20 protein-coding genes are annotated in these 21369 nt (G+C 59.2%); 11 read left to right on the top strand and 9 right to left on the bottom strand.

Annotated elements, in window-relative coordinates; translation table 11 throughout:
* Positions 1-24 precede the first annotated feature (24 nt).
* A complete protein-coding gene (locus tag IE123_RS12040; RefSeq protein WP_229819736.1) occupies positions 25-693 on the top strand; it encodes a DUF1007 family protein in 669 nt (222 codons plus the stop codon).
* Entirely contained in the window at positions 678-1709 is a 1032-nt protein-coding gene (locus IE123_RS12035) for a nickel/cobalt transporter (protein ID WP_189518507.1), read from the top strand. The genes IE123_RS12040 and IE123_RS12035 overlap by 16 nt, the downstream gene beginning before the upstream one ends.
* A gap of 13 nt (positions 1710-1722) precedes the next feature.
* Here IE123_RS12035 and IE123_RS12030 read toward each other — a convergent pair whose 3' ends face one another.
* Both IE123_RS12030 and IE123_RS12025 read right to left on the bottom strand, forming a co-directional pair.
* Positions 1723-2286 carry a fasciclin domain-containing protein gene (locus IE123_RS12030; RefSeq protein ID WP_189518505.1) on the bottom strand — a complete coding sequence of 188 codons (564 nt, stop codon included), beginning with the start codon at positions 2284-2286 and terminating at the stop codon, positions 1723-1725.
* Positions 2287-2334: 48 nt separating this feature from the next.
* Positions 2335-3474, bottom strand: a complete 1140-nt coding sequence (locus IE123_RS12025; protein WP_189518503.1) for a GNAT family N-acetyltransferase — start codon at positions 3472-3474, stop codon at positions 2335-2337.
* Positions 3475-3642: 168 nt separating this feature from the next.
* Here IE123_RS12025 and pncB point away from each other — a divergent pair, with 168 nt between their 5' ends.
* Positions 3643-4809, top strand: a complete 1167-nt coding sequence (gene pncB / locus IE123_RS12020) for a nicotinate phosphoribosyltransferase (protein WP_189518501.1) — start codon at positions 3643-3645, stop codon at positions 4807-4809.
* Positions 4810-4895: 86 nt separating this feature from the next.
* On the opposite strand, the gene IE123_RS12015 is transcribed toward pncB, so the two are convergent.
* The 4 genes from IE123_RS12015 to gap all read right to left on the bottom strand — a co-directional run bounded on the left by IE123_RS12015 (position 4896) and on the right by gap (position 8258).
* Positions 4896-5735, bottom strand: coding sequence for a dienelactone hydrolase family protein (locus IE123_RS12015; protein ID WP_189518499.1), 840 nt, complete (start codon positions 5733-5735; stop codon positions 4896-4898).
* Positions 5736-5903: 168 nt separating this feature from the next.
* Positions 5904-6224 (bottom strand): hypothetical protein, encoded by a 321-nt coding sequence (locus tag IE123_RS12010; RefSeq protein WP_189518497.1) that lies wholly within the window; start codon positions 6222-6224, stop codon positions 5904-5906.
* A 241-nt stretch (positions 6225-6465) separates the two neighbouring features.
* Positions 6466-7146: a haloacid dehalogenase type II gene (locus IE123_RS12005; RefSeq protein ID WP_189518495.1), complete on the bottom strand. Its 681-nt coding sequence runs from the start codon at positions 7144-7146 to the stop codon at positions 6466-6468.
* Between the two features lie 110 nt (positions 7147-7256).
* The gene (gap, locus tag IE123_RS12000; protein WP_189518493.1) at positions 7257-8258 is read right to left on the bottom strand and encodes a type I glyceraldehyde-3-phosphate dehydrogenase; all 1002 of its coding nucleotides are present in this window, start codon (positions 8256-8258) and stop codon (positions 7257-7259) included.
* Between the two features lie 490 nt (positions 8259-8748).
* Here gap and glk point away from each other — a divergent pair, with 490 nt between their 5' ends.
* The 4 genes from glk to IE123_RS11980 all read left to right on the top strand — a co-directional run bounded on the left by glk (position 8749) and on the right by IE123_RS11980 (position 12988).
* Positions 8749-9711 (top strand): glucokinase, encoded by a 963-nt coding sequence (glk, locus tag IE123_RS11995; RefSeq protein ID WP_189518491.1) that lies wholly within the window; start codon positions 8749-8751, stop codon positions 9709-9711.
* A complete protein-coding gene (locus tag IE123_RS11990; RefSeq protein WP_189518489.1) occupies positions 9708-10577 on the top strand; it encodes a D-hexose-6-phosphate mutarotase in 870 nt (289 codons plus the stop codon). The genes glk and IE123_RS11990 overlap by 4 nt, the downstream gene beginning before the upstream one ends.
* Before the next feature lie 5 nt (positions 10578-10582).
* Entirely contained in the window at positions 10583-11446 is an 864-nt protein-coding gene (locus IE123_RS11985) for an aldo/keto reductase (protein WP_189518487.1), read from the top strand.
* Positions 11447-11563: 117 nt separating this feature from the next.
* Entirely contained in the window at positions 11564-12988 is a 1425-nt protein-coding gene (locus tag IE123_RS11980; RefSeq protein ID WP_189518485.1) for an amidohydrolase family protein, read from the top strand.
* A gap of 113 nt (positions 12989-13101) precedes the next feature.
* Here the strand turns inward: IE123_RS11980 and IE123_RS11975 are convergent, their stop codons facing one another.
* The 3 genes from IE123_RS11975 to zwf form a co-directional block, all read right to left on the bottom strand.
* A complete protein-coding gene (locus IE123_RS11975) occupies positions 13102-13764 on the bottom strand; it encodes a bifunctional 4-hydroxy-2-oxoglutarate aldolase/2-dehydro-3-deoxy-phosphogluconate aldolase (RefSeq protein WP_189518483.1) in 663 nt (220 codons plus the stop codon).
* Positions 13765-13887: 123 nt separating this feature from the next.
* The gene (gene pgl / locus IE123_RS11970; RefSeq protein ID WP_189518481.1) at positions 13888-14568 is read right to left on the bottom strand and encodes a 6-phosphogluconolactonase; all 681 of its coding nucleotides are present in this window, start codon (positions 14566-14568) and stop codon (positions 13888-13890) included.
* Entirely contained in the window at positions 14555-16036 is a 1482-nt protein-coding gene (gene zwf / locus IE123_RS11965; RefSeq protein WP_189518479.1) for a glucose-6-phosphate dehydrogenase, read from the bottom strand. Before zwf ends, pgl begins: the two co-directional genes overlap by 14 nt.
* 607 nt (positions 16037-16643) lie before the next feature.
* Between zwf and IE123_RS11960 the strand changes: the two genes are divergently transcribed.
* From IE123_RS11960 to IE123_RS11945, 4 genes are all read left to right on the top strand, one after another.
* The gene (locus IE123_RS11960) at positions 16644-18086 is read left to right on the top strand and encodes a sugar porter family MFS transporter (protein WP_308430222.1); all 1443 of its coding nucleotides are present in this window, start codon (positions 16644-16646) and stop codon (positions 18084-18086) included.
* Positions 18087-18271: 185 nt separating this feature from the next.
* Complete coding sequence (locus tag IE123_RS11955) at positions 18272-19123, top strand: putative selenate ABC transporter substrate-binding protein (RefSeq protein WP_189518477.1); 852 nt, start codon at positions 18272-18274, stop codon at positions 19121-19123.
* Between the two features lie 4 nt (positions 19124-19127).
* Positions 19128-19823 (top strand): ATP-binding cassette domain-containing protein, encoded by a 696-nt coding sequence (locus IE123_RS11950; protein WP_229819735.1) that lies wholly within the window; start codon positions 19128-19130, stop codon positions 19821-19823.
* The gene (locus tag IE123_RS11945) at positions 19810-21348 is read left to right on the top strand and encodes a PhnE/PtxC family ABC transporter permease (protein WP_229819734.1); all 1539 of its coding nucleotides are present in this window, start codon (positions 19810-19812) and stop codon (positions 21346-21348) included. The genes IE123_RS11950 and IE123_RS11945 overlap by 14 nt, the downstream gene beginning before the upstream one ends.
* The last annotated feature ends 21 nt before the right edge of the window (positions 21349-21369 follow it).

Raw genomic sequence — 21369 nt, 5'->3', positions numbered from 1 at the left:
TCAAATACAGGAAGAGGCAATCACGTGTCCGTACACTCCCGACGCCTGAAGCGTGGGCAGGGCCTGCTGGCGGGGCTTGTCATGTCATTGGTGACACTGCCTGTCATGGCGCATCCGCATGGCTGGATTGATTACCGCGTCGCTGTTCTGATGGATGACCACCAGCAGGTCACAGCGCTTGAGCAGTCATGGAAGGTAGACCCGTTTCAGAGCCTGACCATGGTCGAGGGACTGGAAGGCGTGACAGGTGAGGAAAGCATGGCGCAGCGTCTTGATGCGCTGGGTCAGGAGATTGCGGCCAATCTGGCCACCCAGCATTACCTGACCCATGTGTATGACGGGGATCAGCCGCTGGCGCTGGGAAAGATCGTGGATTACACCACCCGTCTTGACGACAACCGGGTCGAATTCTCCTTTGTCGTAACGCTGGCCGAGCCGCAGCCGCTGAGTGAGTCGCTGCGCTGGCAGATCTTTGACGACACCTACTTCATCGAATTCTTGTATGACGATCAGACCGAGCGCCCCATCGAGCTGGTCAATGCGCCGTCGCAGTGCCGCGGCGAGGTGGTCCATGCCGATCCTGATCCCGCGGTCGTGGCCAGCGTCTCGGCCATTGATGTGACCGGTGAGACGCCCGAGGGCATCGGGCGCCTCTTTTCAGACACCGGAGTCATCAAGTGTCAGGATATTTAAAACCCCTGGTCGTCACGCTCGCTGTCGCGCTGCTGGCAACGCTGTTGTTGTCTACCGTCGGGCAGAGCCTGTGGCAGTCGCTGGTAACAGACATTATTCAACAGCAACGCACCCTGCATCGAGGGTTGGCCAATGCCATGATGGCGCTCTCCCGGCGTGAAAGTGCAGGTGACTGGCTGGATCTGATGGCGCTGAGCATGGGTTACGGCGTCTTTCATGCGCTCGGGCCCGGACACGGCAAGGCAGTTGTCGCGACCTATCTGCTGACCCATCGCGCCGCGCTGACTCGCGGACTGATCATGACCGCCTGCGCCGCCCTGCTGCAGGGGGTGGTGGCCATTGTCATGGTCACGGTACTGGTACTGGGATTTGGCTGGCTGACCCGGGAGGCGATGGCCAGCACCGCTTGGGTCGAAAAGGCAAGCTTTGTCGCTGTCACGGCGCTGGGGCTCTGGCTCATGATTCGCGCCGGTCGCGGCCTTCAGACACTCAAGGCCGAAGTGGCTCGCCGGCCATCACCTGCAGATACCATGTCACCCGCCGCCCTGCGACTGACCCCGGTACAACGCTCAGGTGCCAGCATCATGACGCCGCTCCATCATGTCAGCAATGGCCCCTGTCACTGTGGTCGCGTGCATCATATCGACCCCATGGCCAGCGGCCGGCACTGGCGCGAGATGACGGCGGCCATCTTCTCGATCGGGCTGCGCCCGTGCAGCGGTGCTGTCATGGTGCTGGGCGTGGCGGCCATGCTGGGCTTCTGGTGGGCAGGTGTACTGGCGGTGCTGGCCATGTCGGTAGGCACGGCGCTGTCTACCTCCCTGCTGGCCGCCCTGACCGTGCTGGCACGTGCTCGCATGGCGCATCTCTTCCAGCGGGCCGACACCCGCCGCCCGCTGGGGCTGGGCTACATCCTGGCCCTGCTGGGCGGTGCACTGATCACGCTGTTGGGGATTGCCCTTTTGATCAATGCACCGGATGCATCACTGTCACCGCTGATGCGAGGGCCGCTGTAGGCATGCTCTGCTGTCAGGAATCCGGACGCAGCCCGGTGGCATCCCAGGGAATCAGCACGCCATCGATGGGATGCACAATGCCGTTTTTCGCACGAATTTCCTGTTGATCGACAGGCACGTCGTTGACCTTGTACCGGCCGTTGTCCACGCTCAGACTGATCTGCCCCGACAGGGCCTGAGGCCGGCCAAGGGTCTTGAACTCGCTGGCCGGTACCGTGCCCGGCAGCAGGTGATACTTGATCACCTTCCTGAGCCACTCTTCATGCTCACCATCCAGCAGCCCCTGACGCTCGCTGTCCGGCAGTTGCGCAAAGGCCTTATCGGTCGGGGCAAAGATGGTGTAGGGCCCGCGCCCGTCAAGCATGTCACTCATGTGGGCATCATCGATCGCCTGCACCAGGGTATCGAAATTACCGCTGGCCTTCAGCGTTTCCAGAAGCGTCTGGTCTTCGTGGTCAGTACGGTCTCCCGGCTGCTGCTGGGGTGCACTCTGGGCCTCTGACTGCGCCTGCGCCATACCGGTACCTGCAAGGGCCAGACAGGCCGCCATCCATACGCTGCGATACAGGGTTTTCATCATCTCTCCATGATATGAATAAAAGAAATCCGTGGCGATCAGGGCGCCTCAGGTCTCGCGCCGAAAGGGAAGCATGGTGGCCGCTTCAAGACGCATCTGATCCATGGCCGTCTCTTCACGACCCAGAAACTCGGCCACGGCGTCGCGAAACCCTTCATGTGCCAGCCAGTGCAGTGACCGTGTGGCGATCGGTTCAAAGCCTCTGGCAATCTTGTGCTCTCCCTGCGTTCCCGGGTCAAAACGGGACAGCCCCGCCGCCAGGCAGTATTCGATGCCCTGATAATAGCAGGCTTCAAAATGCAGGCAGCTGGCCTCGACCTCACTGCCCCAGTAGCGTCCATAGAGCGTAGTCGAGCCGCGCAGACACAACGCTGCGGCCACGGGGCGCGATGTCTCATCGAGTGCCTGCACCAGCACCAGCGCCTCGGGCATGTCCTGTAACAGGCGGTAGAAAAAATCGATCTCCAGATAGCCGCGCTGGCCGCGCTCCATATAGGTGATCTGATAGCAGCGGTAGAAATGCTCCAGTGCTGTTTGATCGATGTCGCGGCCTTCCAGGCGACGCATTGTCAGCCCCTGCTCGGCCACCCGACGGCGCTCCCGACGCACTTCCTTGCGTCGTTTTGAGGTCATGGCCGCCAGAAAGCCCTCAAAATCACCATAGCCGCGGTCAAACCAGTGATACTGCATGCCGCTGCGCTCCAGAAGATCAGGCCAGCGCGCACGCCATTGACGCGCCAGCGATGCTTCCGGGAAAAGCAGATGCCACGACAGTAGACCGGCGCTTTCAAGGTGGTCGGCCATGACAGTCAGGGCGTCATCAGTATCGATATCGGGCGCGAGCAGCAACCGCGGGCCGGTCGCCGGGGTAAAGGGAATGGCACTGAGCTGCTTGGGATAGTATTCACCGCCGGCCCGCTCCCAGGCATCGGCCCACTGCCAGTCAAAGACGTACTCGCCCCAGGAGTGATCCTTCAGATAGCGCGGCATGGCGCCCACCAGCTGCTCTCCCTGCCATATGGTCAGGTGATGGGGCGTCCAGCCGGTGCGTGCACAGACGGCGCCCGTCACTTCCAGCGCATTGAGAAACTCATGACGAATGAAGGGATAGTCCGGGCCTGCCAGCGCATTCCACTGCTGCGCATCGATATCGGCCATTGCACCGATATCGCGAACATCGAGACTCATGGCGCTTCTCCAGCCAGATGCATGATAAAGCTACAGGATAGAAGGGACTGGCGCGCCCGGATCAGGCCCTGAGAGTGCCAGCGCTTCGGGATGGAGTCAGCGTAGCGGCTGCGCTATGCTGTCGAGCTATCGCTTAAATGGCCATCAACAGAGATGCCGACTCGCTCAATGCTGCATTCGATCCTTGATAATGACTTCTACAAGTTCACCATGCAAAACGCAGTGGTGAAACTGTTTCCCAACGCTTATGCGCGCTACAGCTTTATCAATCGTGGCGAGCATGCCTTCCCGCCCGGCTTTGGCGAGCGGCTTCGAGAGCAGGTAGATGCCATGGCCGCGCTGCGGCTGACGGGCGAAGAACGCCACTTCCTGGAGGTCACCTGCCCCTATCTCGACCCGACCTACCATGACTTTCTGGAAGGCTTTCGCTACAAGCCTCAGGAAGTCACCATCGAGCAACATGGCGAGACGCTAAGCGTCACCATCGAGGGGCTCTGGTATCGCACCATCCTCTGGGAAGTCCCCCTGATGACGCTGATCAGCCAGATCTGGTACGAAATGCTCGACGAGCAGCGTGACAGTGATGAGATGGTCATCCAGCGCACGCGTGAAAAGATCGAGCATTATGGCGAACTGGGAGTGCGCATTGCCGAGTTCGGGACCCGCAGGCGTCACTCCTATGAGGTGCACGACCTGGTCGTGAGTACGCTCAAGCGCTATGGCGGCAGCACCTTTACCGGCACCAGCAACGTGCATATGGCCCATCGTCATGGGGTCAAGCCACTGGGCACGCATGCTCATGAGTGGTTCATGTTCCATGCCGCCCGCTTCGGCTTCAAGATGGCCAATACGCTGGCGCTGGAGAACTGGGTCGAGGTCTATCGCGGCGACCTGGGCATTGCGTTGTCGGATACCTTCACCACTCAGGTCTTTTTTGAAGGCTTCGACAAGATGTTTGCCAAGCTTTTCGACGGTATTCGCCACGACAGCGGTGACCCGATCGAGTTTGCCAAGGCCACCATCGATCATTACGAACACTACGGGATCGATCCGCGCAGCAAGACCATCATCTTTTCCGATGCACTCGATACCCACAAGGTCGAAAAGATTACCCGCTTTTGTGAAGGGCGCATCGGCATGTCGTTTGGTATCGGCACCAACTTCACCAATGATGTCGGCCTCAAGCCGATGAACATGGTGGTCAAGATGACCGAAACCCGGCCCGAAGGTGATCAGTGGCTGCCGGTGGTCAAGCTCTCCGATATTCGCGCCAAGAATACCGGCGACCCGGACATGATTCATCTGGCACGGCGCATTCTGTCACTGCCCCAGTAATCGCGGTGGCCATCATGAGCGGGGCCGGCACGTCATGCACCGTGCCGGCCCCTTTTCGTTAAAGCCCTTCCTGTTACGGCGCTGCCTTACTTGGCGCTGGAAGCCGGTGCCGCAAACGCCTTGTTGAAGACGTTGAGCATGACCTGCCAGCTGGCCGCATCGGCCGCTGCGTTATAGGCCAGCGGTAGATCGAACTCGCTGGCTTTCGCATCGACATACGGATTGGTAAAGGCATGCATGGCGTCGGGATACTGAATCAGCGTGGCATCGGTATCCACGCCTTGATAAGTATCCAGCAGGGACTTGAGCGCCGATTGTTCGACCATCTGATCGTTCAGCCCGTTTTGAATGATGACCCGCCCATCGAAGTGGCTGGGCGTTTCGACCACCTGTCCGGGGCTGCCATGAAAGCTGACTGCAGCCTTGAACGGCATGCCGGCCAGTGCCGCATTGAGCGCGATACCGCCACCAAAGCAGTAGCCAATGATGGCCATGCGCGAGCCATCCACACCCTGGGTATTCTTGAGCGCCTCAATGGCGGTTTCCAGATTGTGTCGGGCGCCGGGCCAGTCGCTCATGACGGCCTTTGAAAAGCTGCCGGCGTCATCGGGATGCGTGGCCGTTTTGCCACTGCCGTACATGTCCACGGCAAAGGCCACGTACCCCAGTGCGGCCAGCTGTTCGGTGCGCTGGCGAATGTAGTCGCTCAGCCCCCACCACTCGTGGACCACCAGTACCAGCGGACGCTTGCCATCTGTCCTGGTGTCATGGGCCAGATAACCGGTGTATTGCTCGCCATCCACGCTGTAGGTGAGGGTTTGCGTTTCAACCTTCGGGCCCATTCGTCCCAGTGTGCCTTCATCGCCCCAGGTATTGACGCTGGCCAGCATCAATCCCATGCCAAGTCCCAGAAACATGGTTCTCATGAACGCTCCCAATGCAGTTATATGATCATTATGTGATGCCATTGTGACCGACAGTATAAGAAGTCATGCCACAGGAGGGTTATTTTTCCATCAATGGCAGCAACAGCAAAAAGGGGCCCCACCATGATTGGTGAGGCCCCTTTTCTGAACAGGACGGTACTGAACGAGTCAGGCGCGGCGCTGTTCAACCATCAGCGCCGAATTTTCATCGTGGTCCTGCCTGTCCGGCACTTTGCTCGTGGCTGTCTTTTGCGTATCCAGGGCTGCCCGCGCAACGCTTGCCCTGACCAGATCGCGAAGCTGATCGCAGGTAATGATAATGCGCTCGGCGCGAGGCTGACCCTGCCAGATCACATCGATGACCGGATGCTCCCGCGTCTGATCGATACCGACGATACGCCCCTGCCGCTCCCGACGTGCATCCTTCAGTGTTGATCCCAGAAGCTGATGCACACCGCTGACACATTGTTTTCTGGATACGTATGGCATGGCTGGCTGACCTGTTGCTGCCATTGAACGGCAGTCATTTCGGGTGCATTGCTGCACGCAAAAGGATAAATCAAGGTTGACAAATTATTCGTTTTGAAGCGCAACCTTAACATAACGAACTGATCAGAACACAGTATATTTGTCAATTAAATTGTCGCCATAGTGCGACACCTGCACACCTTTCAAACCGGTTAATGCAGGCAATTCAGACGGTGATAATGCCCCTGATCATCGCTCGATATCAGCCTCCCTTGCCCAGTTTCTGCGCCAGTTCATCGAGTCTTTCAACTTCAATATCGGGAACAAGTGCGGGGTCTTCTATCAGGGCCGTTTTGTCACGATGAATCCAGGCTGCCTTCAAACCCGCATGACGAGCTCCCTGAATATCCCAGTTGTTGCTTGAGACCAGCCAGGCATTTTCGTGGGACACATCCATGCGTCGTGCCAGGTGATGATAGACCACCGGGTCAGGCTTGAAGCGCTTGATATCGTCAACGCTGACCAGGGCTTCGAAATGGTGGGCAAGCCCTGCATTGCCCAGCACTTCCTGCATCGCCTTTTCGGTGCCATTGGAGAAGGCCACGCAGCGATAGCCGGATGCCACCAGTGATGCCAGCGCATCGTCGACCTCCTCAAAGGCGGGCAGCCGGGAATAGGCCTCCAGCCATTCATCCCGGGTCTTTTGCTCCACCGTAACCCCCTGCGCTGCAAGGGCGACATCCAGCGCGTCACGCGTACAGACCGAAAACTCGACATAGCGCCCCATCAGCCCGCGACGAAAGGCCAGCTGCAGCTGACTGGTACGCCACTGCGCCGCCACGCTATCGGCCTGATCATTCAGTGTCGGGCGCAATATATCGGCCATGGCGTTCGGATTGATCAGTGTGCCGTAAACATCAAAGGCCAGTAGTGTCTGTGTCATTTCTCCTCCCTGAGAAAGCTTTTCAAAAAATACGCGTCAAAAAAGGACGCCCTAAGGCGTCCTTTTAACCATGGCGCTGAACAGGTAGCGCTGCTATTACAGGGTGCGACTTAGAGCGTTTTGCCCATGGCCAGTGCCGTATCCAGCATACGGTTGGAGAAGCCCCACTCGTTGTCATACCAGGCCATGACCTTGACCAGCTTGCCGTTGACGCGGGTGTGGTTGGTGTCAAAGGTTGAAGAGCTGGGGTTATGGTTGAAATCAATCGATACCAGCGGCTTTTCGTTGATGTTCAACACGCCCGACTTTTCAGCAGCGTCGCGCATGATCTGGTTGATCTCGTCACGGCTGGTCTCACGCGAGGCCGTAAAGGTCAGATCCACCACCGAGACGTTGACCACCGGTACGCGAATGGCGAAGCCGTCCAGCTTGCCTTCAAGCTCCGGCAGCACCTTGGCCACGGCCGAGGCAGCACCGGTCTTGGTCGGAATCATCGACTGGGTCGCGCTGCGCGCACGGAACGGGTCGGAGTGATAAACGTCCGACAGGTTCTGGTCGTTGGTGTAGGCATGGATGGTGTTCATCAGGCCGGTCTCGATACCCACGGTATCGTTGAGGGCCTTGGCCACCGGCGCCAGGCAGTTGGTGGTGCATGAAGCGTTGGAGACCACCGTGTGACCGGCTTCCAGCACCTGTTCGTTGACACCAAATACGATGGTGGCGTCGGCATCACCGCTCGGACCGGAGATCAGGACACGCCTGGCACCGGCTTCAATGTGCTTGGCGGCAGCCTCACGCTTGGTAAAGATACCCGTGCATTCCATGACCAGATCAACGTTGAGATCGCCCCACGGAAGTTTGGCCGGATCACGCTCGGAGAGAATGCGAACACGGTCGCCATTGACGGTAAAGCTTTCATCATCATGGGTAATGTCGGCATTGAAATGGCCGTGCGTACTATCATTTTCAAGCAGCAGCGCATTCAGCGCCGGGTCGCCCAGATCGTTGATGGCCACGACTTCGATACGGTCACGATAACCACTTTCATACAGTGCACGAAAGGTGTTACGTCCAATACGTCCGAACCCGTTGATTGCGACACGAAGCGTCATGTTTTCTCCTCCTGCGACATTGGATGAAGCTCATCACCGACAGGTTAATGAGCCGCAATTCTCTCGGTTTTCGGCCCCTGATTCTCTAACGTGGGGTCATTTTTTGTGACCTCAATGGTCTGTTGTAATGCACTGCCTGTACTGATGTCACCGATCGATCAAATGTGCATCAATATCGCTTGTCTGGTGTTGCCTGATGCCCGAACAAGTCTGGCCAGAAACGATCAATTACGCCAGAACCCGTTCTCACTGTCTGACCATACCCTGACCAGACAGGACAGACCATGCCAAAACCTGCCTGATGGTTTTCACAAAACCGGGTGAATCGTGTCAAACAAGGCGCAACCCGGTAAAGTCCTGCCCATACGACATGCTTTATCCTGTCTTATCCCCTTGCATCAGCGTGTTGCCACAATGACTGATATTCTGGCGGCATCAATGAGCAGGACACGTTTCAAAGACTTATAGAACTTCAGGAGTACCATCCGCCATGACACGCCCCGCCCTGGTCGGCGATATCGGTGGCACCAATGCCCGCTTCGCCCTGGTGACCCCCGGCGCCTTCGATCTGCATGACATTCAGACGCTGGCCTGCGCCGATCACGCCAACCTTGATGATGCGGTCAACGCCTATCTTGCCAGTGTCGATGGTGAGCGGCCGATCGAAGCCTGTCTGGCCTTCGCCTGCCCGGTACACGATGACGAAATCAAGATGACCAACAACCCATGGCGCTTTTCGAAAAATGCCATGAAAGCGCGCCTCGGGCTGGATAACTTCAAGGTCATCAACGACTTTACTGCCATGGCGCTGGGCCTGCCCCACATTCCCGACGAGGATCTGGTTAATCTGGGTAACGGTCACAGCGAAGCCGGGCGCGCCCGTCTTGTCATTGGCCCGGGCACCGGCCTGGGCCTGGCCGGGCTGGCGCCGAGTCAGCGCTTCTGGATTCCCCTGTCGGCCGAAGGCGGTCATGCCAGTTTCGCTCCGGTCGATGATTTCGAGATTCGTCTGCTGCAGTGGTTTCGAGGACGCTACGGGCGCGTCTCGATCGAGCGCGTTCTTTGCGGCCAGGGGCTTCTGGACATCTATACCGCCATGTGCGAATTCGAAGGGCACGACTGCGGCCTCAGGACGCCGGCCTGCGTGACCGAAGCCGCGCGCGGCGAGCAGGACACCGTGGCATATCAGGCCGTCCTGCGCTTTTGCAAGATCCTCGGTGATGCCACCGGCGATGCGGCTCTGACGCTGGGCGCCCGTGGCGGCGTTTATCTGTGCGGGGGCATTCTGCCACGTATCCTCGATATTCTTCGGATCAGCGATTTTCGCAAGGCCTTTGCCGACAAGGGACGCATGAGCCCCTACAATGCCGATATCGCGACCTGGGTAGTGACCGCCAAATGGACCGGACTACTGGGCGCTGCCGAAGCACTTCATAACGAGGAGGTGACATGATCCCGGATGCATTGAGCGCGCTTTTGTCGTCCACTCAGGGGCAACGTGACGCGACCTGGGAGGGTCGATCACTGCTGGTGATCAACGATGAGTGGGGTGAGTTGATCCTTTCCCGCCAGGGTGGCCACCTGCTGCACTACGCCCCTGCTGGCGATCGCGGCTGGCTCTGGACCACCTCAACGCCCAAGGCACCGCCGGAGGCCCTGCGCGGCGGCGTGCCGCTGTGCTGGCCCTGGTTTGCCGAACCCGAAGACGGCAATGGGCCCATGCACGGGGTCGCTCGTACGGCTGACTGGCGCATTGATGCCATCGATGAAGACGTGGAAGGCGGCGTGGAAATTCATCTGTCGCCTGAGACACAGCTGCATGACATGCTTTCGCCCCGACTGGTCATCCATGCCAACGCACAGCGCCTGGCCATGGAGCTTGTGACAGAGCACATCGGTGAAACGCCGGTACGCCTGACCCAGGCGTTGCATGCCTATTTTGCCGTGCCGGATACGCATCAATGTCGCATTGAGGGGTTGGGTGGCGCACGCTATCTGGACAAGCTGGCCGATTATGCCGAGGCGGAACAGAACGGCGTACTGGGCGTTCGCGGCGCGCTGGATCGCATCCATCACTCCAGCCGGCCGCTGGTACTCGATGATGGCCACAGGCGTCTGCGAATTGCCAAGCAGGGTAGCGACTCGAGCGTTGTCTGGCATCCGGGAGACAAGCTTCCGACCGACATTCCCGATCGCGAGCGCCTGAACTTCATCTGCATCGAGCCGGCATGTACACGTCTGGACCCGGTCTGGCTCGCCCCAGGGGCGCAGCATGTCCTGTCGATGCACGTGAGTCTTGAACCATCTGCTCAGGAATAACCCGGATGAGCATGACAGCTGCGCCCTTCGTGGTCGGTCTGCGTCAGTTACCGTACTACGACAGCCTGCAAACGCCGGAAGCACTGGCGGCCTGGTTTCAGCAGCGGCTGGATGAAGGGCTTTGCGAATTCGACCACAGCGATCTCGAGAAGGGTCAGGAAACCCTTCTGGGCCGGGCCATTGGCCAGCTTCCGGGGGATAGCGCACGACAACTGCAGTTTGACATGCGGGTTGGCGTGGTCCCGGCACAGCACAATGACGACCGCTTTGGCGCCAAATATTACGACACACGCCCCGAGTATCTTGATGGGGTCGTGGATCGCGTACTGAAGCAACTGGGCCTGACGCAGCTCAATACGCTCATGCTCATGCGTCCCGACCCGCTGATGGATGTCGAGGCTACCGGGCGAGCGCTGGATGCCATCATCGAAAGCGGCCGGGCGCGCCAGATTGGCGTGGCCAACTTTCTGCCGGCTCAGTGGCGTCATTTGCAGGCCGCCATGCAGACACCGCTGGCCTGTCAGCAGATGGAGATGTCGATTGCTCGCAGCCAGATGCTCTTTGACGGCATGTGGGACAGTCTGCAGCGGGATAACATGGCAGGCCTTGCCGGCTCGCCACTGTGGGGCGGGCGCATCTTTGAAAACCAGCTGGGCCAGGTGCTCAAGGCGCTGGCCGACGCCTATCAGGTCAGTCCCGCCGGTATTGCGCTGGCCTGGCTCAACACCATTCCCGGACAGCCCAGAGCAGTTGTGGGAACCCTGCGCCCGGAACGGCTGCAAACACTTGTGCACGATGCCGGTCTGACGCTGAGCCGGCCGGAGTGGTTCGCGCTGCTGGAAGCGGTACGCGCCTGCCGCGTGCCCTGACACTTTCCTTCATGACATCTTAAGGCTGCCCGTTTCCGGATGGGCAGCCTTTTTTGTTTGTCTACGCTCTGATGGCCCCTTGAGTATTGATACAGATTAACCATTGGAGCGATCCACATGCGCGGACTTCTGCCCATCACCCGCCGCCGCCTGCTTGGCAGCATGAGCGCCCTTGCCGGTACCGCGGTGCTATCAAAAGCCCATGGTGTCCATGCTGCCAAAGGCCCTGCGTCTTCTCCATCTCGAGTAGCGGGGCGCTGGTGCATACGCAACGCCACCCTGCTGACGATGGATCCGGCTCACGGCACCCTGCGCGAGGCTGACATCCTGGTCGACAGCGGCGAGATCAAGGCCGTGGGCCATCAGCTTGAGGCAGGTGATGCCGAGATCATTGATGGTCGCCACCAGATTGTCATGCCGGGCCTTGTCGATACCCATAACCACATGTGGCAGACGCAAATGCGCGGCATGTTCGGGCAGACAGAGCAGACGCTTTTCTTTCCCGTGACACAAAGGCTCAGCGATCATTTTCGGCCCGAGGATATCTGGGTCGGTGAGTATCTGGCAGCGATGGAAAACGTTCGCGCCGGCGTCACCACCAGCAACGATTTTTTCGACTGCAACCGCAGCCCGAACCATGCGGCAGCGGCACTGGAGGCGCTGGCACACTCTCCCCTGCGCGCCCGTCTGCTTTATGGCGCACAGAGCAAGACCACCGAAAAAATGACCGACATCGAGCATCTGGCCGAGCTGCATGATGACTGGCAGAACCATGGCGCCGGTGGTCGGCTGTCGCTGGGCCTGGCCTGGCGCCTGCCGCCGGATCTTGAGAACCGGGAAGCCATGGCGCTCAAGCGGCGTGAATATGAAACAGCGCGCGAGATGGAGCTACCGATCTCGGTACACGTCAGCGGTGACGGCCATCATGAGATGTTCCAGAAACTGATCGATGAAGGGTTTCTCTATCCAGGACTTCAGGTTGTTCACGCCACCGATGCGCGCGACGAACACATGCAGGCGCTCAACGATGCAGGTGCCAGTCTTTCCCTGACGCCGGTCACCGAGCACCGGGTCTCCTATGGCCTGACGCGACTCTCCCACTTTGCACCGGTCAGGCGCCAGGGGCTGGGCATCGATGGCAACGCCCTGGCCGGCCGAGGCGACATGTTTGGCGTCATGCGTACTGCTGCCCTGACCGAACTGGGCGCCAGCGGCGATCAGACCAGCGTGGACTGCATGCATCTCCTGTCGCTGGCAACGTCCGCTGCAGCCGAGTCCATCGGCATGGGGGATATCATCGGCAGCCTGACACCCGGCAAGCGCGCCGATGTCATCATGATTGATACTCGCCAGCTTGATCTGGGCATGGTGCCACAGGAACCGGCGGCCATGCTGATCTTTGCCGCCAGCGCGGCCAGCGTATCGCTGGTAGCCGTGGATGGGCGCATCACCAAACGCGACGGGCAAATGCTGGATCTGGACGACACGCTGTATGAGCGCACCCGTTCATCCATCGATTACCTGAACCGGTTTCTCGACTAGGGGCAAAAAAAAGCCCGCCTCAAAACGAGACGGGCAAAACAACAGCCGAGGCTGCCGAGAGAGCCGATAGCGGCAGGGTCATTCATGCCCTGCCGTCTGATAACCCAATGGTTTTAGTGCTTGATGGTAGCGACCGTTTCGCGTGCGATATCGCGGATACCGTCCCAGTCCTCATTGTCGATCATTTCCTTTGGCGCCACCCAGGTGCCGCCGACGCACATGACGTTGCGAAGCTTCAAATAGTTGGCCGCATTGTCAGGCGTAATACCACCGGTCGGACAGAACTGGACATCACCCAGCGGGCCCGCCAGCGCCTTGAGTGCTGCTACACCGCCGCTTGCCTCGGCCGGGAAGAACTTGAAACGACGATAGCCATACTGCCAGCCGGTCAGCAGCTCGGTGGCGGTCGAAATCCCGGGCAGCAGCGGCACCGGGCTTTGAATACCGTACTCGTAAAGACGATCGGTCGTGCCGGGTGTGACCACGAAATCCACGCCGGCATCTTCTGCGCGACGATACTGGGCGGGTGTCAGCACCGTACCGGCACCAATGCTGGCTTCGGGCAGTTCATCACGCAGGCGGTAGAGCGCTTCCATGGCACAGTCCGTGCGCAGGGTAATTTCCAGCACGGTCAGACCACCTTCGTAGAGCGCACGGCACAAGGGCACGGCGTCTTCGATGCGATGAATGGTCAGCACCGGGATTACCGTGGTCCGCTGACAGATACTGTCAATTTCGGTCGTACGTGTGGACGGTAGCTGCTTGTCCGATGCCATGAAACCTCCTGATCATCACCCCGGCGACACGCGCCGTACTATCGGGCCGAAGACAGGCATCCTCGACCCGCACCTGTTCATTGACCCGGCACGACCTGACGCGCCGGGGCGTACTTTATCGTGTCATGGTGCCCAGTAAAGTGCCAGTGGCGCATCAAGAAAAGCCCGAATCGGCAGTTCCTGACGGTCGCTGCCTGCCATGGCCTGTGCCAGCACGCTCTTCTTGTCTGCACCGTTAAGGTGAAGATAACGACGGCGGGACTGCATGAGACGATCACGCGTCAGCGAAATGCGTGGCTGCCCCACACTTGGCGCACGGGCCGCAATTACCACGGCCTCGCTTTCAAGTCCGTCATTGAGTTGCTCGCTGTCCGGGAAAAGCGAGGCCGTATGACCATCGCCGCCCATGCCCAGCACCACAACACTGGCAGGCCAGGCAAGACCCGCGAGTCGCTCGCCTACTTCCCCAGCCCCGGCTTCAGGGGTCTGCTCGTCATTGACGAGTGGATGAAAGCGCGCATTGGCCGCGGCATTGATCATCATGTTGGTGCGCACGAAGCGATCATTGCTGTCGTCATGATCGGTCGGCACCCAGCGCTCGTCGGCCAGCGTAATATCCACCCGTGACCAGTCCAGTTCAAGCACGCTCAGTGCCTGCATGAAAGGCTTTGGCGTGCTGCCACCGGAAAGCACCAGTATGACGCGCTCCTGCTGCTCGAGATCTTCTCGCAGCGCGCCGGCCACGCTGATGGCCAGGTCCTGTGCCAGACGCGTGCGCGGGTCATTCGTTTCAGTAGTCTTCATACCAGCTGCGTCCGTCCTGCGTGATCATGGCAATGGATGATACCGGCCCCCAGGAGCCTGCCGGATAGCGCTTGGGCAGAATATCGCGCGCCTCCCAGCCTTCGATCATGCGATCGATCCAGCGCCAGGAGTATTCGATCTCGTCGCGCCGTACAAATAGATACTGCTGACCCTTCATGACCTCAAGCAACAGGCGTTCGTAGGCGTCGGGAATACGTGCCGACGGGAAGGCCTGATGGAAGTCCAGATGCAGTGGTCCGGTACGCAGACGCATGCCCTTGTCCAGCCCGCTGTCCTTGGTCAGCACCTGCAGGGCAATGCCTTCATCGGGCTGCAGCCGGATGATCAGCTTGTTGGCCGCCATGCTGCGCTGATCGTTATCAAAGATGTAGTGCGACTGCGGACGGAAGTGAATCACGATCTGTGACAGCTTCTCCGGCATGCGCTTGCCGGTACGCAGATAAAAGGGCACGCCCGCCCAGCGCCAGTTCTGAATTTCGGTCTTGAAGGCGACAAAGGTTTCGGTGCGCGAATCGACATTGGCGCCCTCTTCCTCGAGATACCCCGGCACTGACTTGCCGGCGATGGTGCCAGCGATGTACTGGCCTCTCACCACATCAGTGCTCAGACGCTCACCTTCAAACGGGCGAAGCGCCTTGAGCACCTTGACCTTCTCGTCACGAATGCTGTCGGCATCAAGATTGGAAGGCGGGTCCATGGCGATCATGCACAGAAGCTGCATCAGATGGTTCTGGACCATGTCACGCAGCTGTCCGGCCTGGTCGAAATAGCCCCAGCGCCCTTCGATCCCCACCGTTTCTGCCACGGTAATCTCGACGTGCGAGATATGACTCTGGTTCCACTGACTGCCAAACAGCGGGTTGGCGAAGCGCAGGGCCAGCAGGTTCTGGACCGTTTCCTTGCCCAGATAGTGGTCGATGCGATAGATCCGGCTTTCATCAAAGACGGCACCAATGGCGTCATTGATCTCTTCAGACGTCTGGAGCGAATAGCCGATCGGCTTTTCAACGACAACGCGAGACTCGTCGTCCAGACAGCCGCTTTTGGATAGATTGGCGCAGATTTCGCCATAAAGACGCGCCGGTACTGATAGATAGATGGTCAGTGGTCGCGGACTGTTGCCGTGCCATTGAGCAATCTGGTTGTAGCTTTCAGGAGAGGCAAACTCGATCTCGATATAGTCGAGCCTTGCCAGAAACCGGTTCATGCTTTCTTCGGTACGCTCATCGGGGCGTACGCGGGTTTCCAGCGCATCACGTACGCGAGCACGGAAGGCATCCTTATCATATTCCTGGCGGGCCAGACCCAGAATGCGGGTTTCCGGCGCCATCAGCGCTTCGCGATCCAGATGATAGAGCGCGACATACAGCTTGCGCAGGGCAAGATCTCCCAGCGCACCGAAAAGCGCCAGATCGACAGCAGTACTGTTGTCGTCATTCACACTCATGCCGTGCTCCCTTCCCGGTTTGGTAGATTTCCGACAACGTTAGACATCAGGACACCATCCTCGCAACACATTGCTTCGCTTCCATCAGGGCAGGCGATAACAGCCCCATTGTCTGCCCGTTCGGGTGTAGACACTGTCGAACCGATAATCTGACATGGCTTGCGGGCCAAAAACACAGGCATGGCTGCGCGCGACCCTGATCATGTGTCATTTGACAGGATAGTTCGGCGGCATCGAGGCTGCATGAAGACACAATGATATCAGTACTCCTTTACCTTGGGGATGAGATTTTCAAAAGCGTCATGAGGGTGAACGACCACCCATGACAGCCAGAGCATCAGCCTTTGGTCTAATAAGTCATGATAATCGCTGGCCTTACCCTACCTTAACGACTTTATTATGCGGCGCATGGTTTACGGGGAAATCAGCCACTGATCGGCAACCATTTCTTCGGGGCTTCCAAAAACAACACCGTTTATCGAAACCCATCATTTTCACGTGACAGCAAAAGCCCATAATGGCGCAGTACAAAAGCAGTGGCGCTGTTAATTTATGGCTGACACGATTAAGCCATCCCTCTTCATTGTCGCTGGATAAGGAAAGTTACATGGTAGGTCACGCAGGAGGCAGCTCAGGCGCTGCGCAGCAGGATCAGGACAAGCCGGATGCCGTAAAGAATGCCGACATCGTCCCCATGGTGTGGTTAAGCTGCGGCCTGGCCGCGCTGGCCGGCCTGCTGTTTGGCATGGATATCGGCGTCATTTCAGGTGCCCTGCCCTTTATCGTCAAGGAATTTCAGATCTCCACCCTGATGGAAGGCTGGATTGTCAGCTCCATGATGGTCGGCGCGGCACTGGGTGCCATGGGTGCAGGTGCCGTCTCACAGCGCTTTGGTCGTAAAAAGGCGCTGATGTACAGCTCACTGCTGTTTTTTGGTGGCGCGCTGGTCGCCGTCATGGCAACAAGCCCGCACATTCTGGTGCTTGCCCGCATTCTGCTGGGCCTGGCCGTGGGCGTAGCCTCTTTTACGGCACCCCTTTATCTCTCTGAAGTGGCGCCCGAGCGTATTCGTGGCACCACCATCTCCTTTTATCAGCTGATGGTGACCATCGGCATCCTGGCCGCTTTCATGTCGAACCTGGCCTTCAGCTATATCGAAAGCTGGCGCTGGATGTTCGGCGTGCTGATGATTCCTGCTGCCATGCTGTTTATCGGGGTACTCATGGTGCCCAACAGCCCGCGCTGGCTGGCCTCGCGGGACCGCTTTGAAGAAGCCCGCGAAGTACTGACCAAACTGCGCAGCAGCAAGACGGAAATCGATTATGAAATGAATGAAATCGAAGAGAGCATCAATGCCAAGCAGAACAGCCGCGGCTTTCAGATGTTCAAGGAAAATCCCAATTTCCGCCGCTCGGTCATGCTGGGCATCTGTCTGCAGCTGGTTCAGCAGTTTACCGGCATGAATGCCATCATGTACTTCGCCCCGCAGATCTTTCAGATGTCGGGCTTTGAAGGCACGGCCGCCCAGCTCTGGAGCACCGTGGCGACCGGTCTGGTCAACGTACTGGCCACCTTTATCGCCATCGGCTTTGTGGATCGTCTGGGCCGCAAGCCCATCCTCTATACCGGCTTTGCCGTCATGGCCGCCAGCATGGCCGTGTTGTCCTCGATTCTGGTCATCGGGCCGACGTCTGCCTTCCTGCAGTATGTCGGCATGGGCTCGCTGCTGATCTTTGTAGCCGGCTTTGCCATGTCGGCAGGCCCGCTGATCTGGACCCTGTGCGCCGAGATTCAGCCGCTTAACGGTCGTGACTTCGGCCTGAGCTGCTCAACGGTGGCCAACTGGGTGGGCAACTTTGCCATCGGCCAGTTCTTCCCGCTCATGATTGCCGTCATCGGTGGTGCCATGACCTTTGGCATTCTCTCGGTACTCAACGTGGTCTTTATCATCTTTACCCTGCTGCTGATTCCCGAAACCAAGGGCATCTCGCTTGAGAAGATCGAAAAGAACCTGATGAATGGCAAGCCGCTCAAGGATATCGGCGCCTGATCGGCCCCGTCTGTCCTGACAAGACCCCTCTCCAGAGAGGGGTTTTTTGTGTTTTCCATTGTCTGGTGAATCCACGCCAGACAACGGAAGGCACACATAAAAACATCAGCGACGACGTATATAGGCGCCAGCGCGTGCTAGCATGCACGTTCAACCCTACTCGACGCTTCTGAGGAGTTTCCCCGATGCGCAGGCTCGTTGCCCTCTCCCTTGTCATGTTCAGCACCACGGCGCTCGCCGACACCTTCCGTTTTACCGCCATTCCCGATGAGGATGAAGCAAGGCTGGTCGAGCGTTTTGACAAGGTCGCCGACTATCTTTCCGAGAAAACGGGTCTGGACGTCGAGTACGTTCCGGTCAAATCCTATGCGGCCGCCGTCAGTGCCTTTCGCAACGACCAGGTTCAGCTGGCCTGGTTTGGCGGCCTGACCGGTGTACAGGCACGTCAGATCGTGCCCGGCTCCAAAGCGATTGCTCAGGGCCGCGAGGATGCCCAATTCAAGACCTATTTCATCGCCAATGCCAATACAGGGCTGGAAACGGATCAGTCAGAACTACCGGATGCCCTGAAGGGCAAGACCTTTACCTTCGGTGCCAAGACTTCCACTTCCGGCCGCCTGATGCCCGACTACTATCTGCGTGAGCGTTTCAACGAGGCGCCTGACGACGTGTTCTCCCGGGTGGGTTACTCGGGCGATCATACCCGCACCATGGCACTGGTCGAGTCGGGCGCCTTTGATATCGGCGCGCTCAATTACACGGTCTGGGACGCTGCGGTCGCCGATGGGCGTGTGGATACCGACAAGGTACACGTGATCTGGTCAACACCGGCCTATCCGGACTATCAGTGGACCATTCGCGGAGATGTGGATGATCACTATGGCGATAACGCCACGGCACACGTGCAAAAAGCGCTGCTGGACATGACCGACCCTGATCTGCTGGCCAGCTTCCCGCGTGAGGGCTTCATTCCGGCGACCAATGAGGACTATGCACCCATCGAGAAGGTTGGCCAGGAGCTGGGGCTGCTGCGATAAGGCCATGCTGGAAACTGCTACTGTCGAACCCGGCACCCCTGCCATGCTTGCAGGGTTCGACCATGCCCGTCTGGGTCATGACCATCACATTGTCTTTCCCGATCTGACACTGCGCATCTCACAGGGCGAGCGCATCGCCCTGCTGGGGCGCAGCGGTGTGGGAAAATCAACCCTGCTGGACGCCCTGCGCGCTCAGCTGGGCGATCAGGGTGCCTGGTGTCCGCAGGCCAATGCGCTGGTGCCTGTGCTTTCGGCCTATCACAACATTTACATGGGCCGGCTGGCCCATTTTTCACGCTGGCAGAATCTGATCAATCTGCTGCGTCCCAACCGGGCCTGCTGGCAGGAGATCAGCGCGCTGGCCGAGACCCTCGGGCTTGACGGTCTCCTGCGTCGCCAGGTCGATCAGCTCTCCGGCGGCCAGCAACAGCGCGTGGCGATCGCGCGAGCGCTCTATCAAAAACGCCCCGTTTTCATTGGTGATGAGCCGGTGGCCAGTGTGGACCCACGCCAGGGCGCCCGACTGCTCGAACTGATCAATGAACGTCATCACACCTGCGTGGTGGCCCTGCATCAGCGTGAGCTGGCACTGGCGCACTTTGATCGCATCATCGGTCTGGATGACGGACGCATCATCATTGACGCGCCCGCTCACGAACTGACCCCCAACGATCTTGACGTGCTTTATGCCCCGGACTGACACCCCCGCCGGCTGGTTCAGCTGGCTTCGTGGCGAGAACATGGGGGCCAGACTGCTGCGCCTGACCGTGGCGATGGTGGTGATCACACTGGGACTGTTGCCCTGGGCAGATCTATCGATTACCACGCATGACCCATGGCACGAGCTGGGACGCATGCTCAAGGGGATGCTCCTGCCGGATGTGACGGCGACTGAATCGCCCCTGCGGGCCCTGTTGCTGACCGTCACCTTTGCCTTGTGGGGCGTGGCGCTGGGCATGGTGCTCGGGTTTCCGCTGGCGCTGATATTCATGCGCTCACGGCTGGTACGCACCCTGTGCGCCTTTGTGCGTGCCATTCACGAGCTCTTCTGGGCACTGCTGTTTCTGCAGGTCTTCGGACTTTCCGCGATCACGGCACTGGCCGCCATTGCCCTGCCCTATGCCGCCACTTTCGCCAAGGTCTATGCCGAAATTCTGGCTCAGATCGATCGCCGTCCTGCCCACATGCTCTCGCCGCACACCGACCGGCTGTCACGCTTTATTTATACGGAGCTGCCGCTGGCCTGGCAGCGCCTGTCGGGCTATACGCGCTATCGCTTTGAGTGCGCCCTGCGCGCCAGCGTACTGCTGGGATTCGTGGGCCTGCCAACGCTTGGCTACTATCTGGAAAGTGCCTTTCGACAGGGGCGCTACCATGAAGGCGGTGCCCTGCTATGGGCCTTTTACCTGTTGATTGCCCTGCTGCCCTGGTGGGCGCATCGCCGCCTGCTGCTGCCTTGGATGCTGGGAACGGCGTTTCTGCTCGGCCCCTGGCCCAGCGTCAATCCAACGCTGTTGTGGCAGTTTTTAAATCATGACATCTGGCCCCAGCCGCTTTTGAGCGGCGATATTGCCGCGCTGCCCGGGTGGTTTGCCCATCTGCCGAATCTGCTGCCTGCCATTGGCAACACCCTGCTGCTGGGGCTAATGAGCACCGTGGGCTCGCTGATGGTAGCGCTGCTGGCATGGCCGCTGGTCAGCCGCCATTTTGGCAATCGCGCCACACGCGCCATGGGTCGTGGCACGCTGATTATCATGCGCTCGACACCGGAGCTGTTGCTGGCGTTTATCCTGCTGCTGCTGACCGGCCCATCGCTGCTGCCGGCATGGATTGCCCTGTCCCTGCACAATGGCGCCCTGATTGCCTTTCTGGCCGCGCGTCACGCCGATGAGACAAGACCAGGGCTACCCGGCATCCGGGGAATCAATCTTTATAGCCATGAGCTGCTGCCACGCGTCTACCCGGGCATTCTGGCGCTGTTGTTCTATCGTGCCGAGGTCATCATGCGCGAGACCGCGCTTCTGGGCATGCTGGGCGTGGTCACGCTGGGCTTTCACATCGATTCAAGTTTCGAGTACCTGATGTTTGATCAGGCCGTGGCACTTTTGATGGTGACAGCCGTGATCAACATGGGGGTGGATGTGCTGTCACGACGCCTGCGCCCGGACGCCCTGCCCGAGCCTCAAAGGCAGCCCCGCCCGGCGCCGGTAGGTGACAGCGTCTGACGCTGCCGGGCAGGTCTCGCA

This window comes from Kushneria pakistanensis, from assembly GCF_014652795.1.
GTDB lineage: Bacteria > Pseudomonadota > Gammaproteobacteria > Pseudomonadales > Halomonadaceae > Kushneria > Kushneria pakistanensis.
Note: the sequence above shows the minus strand (reverse complement) of the source record. Positions and strands in the feature narration are given on the sequence as shown.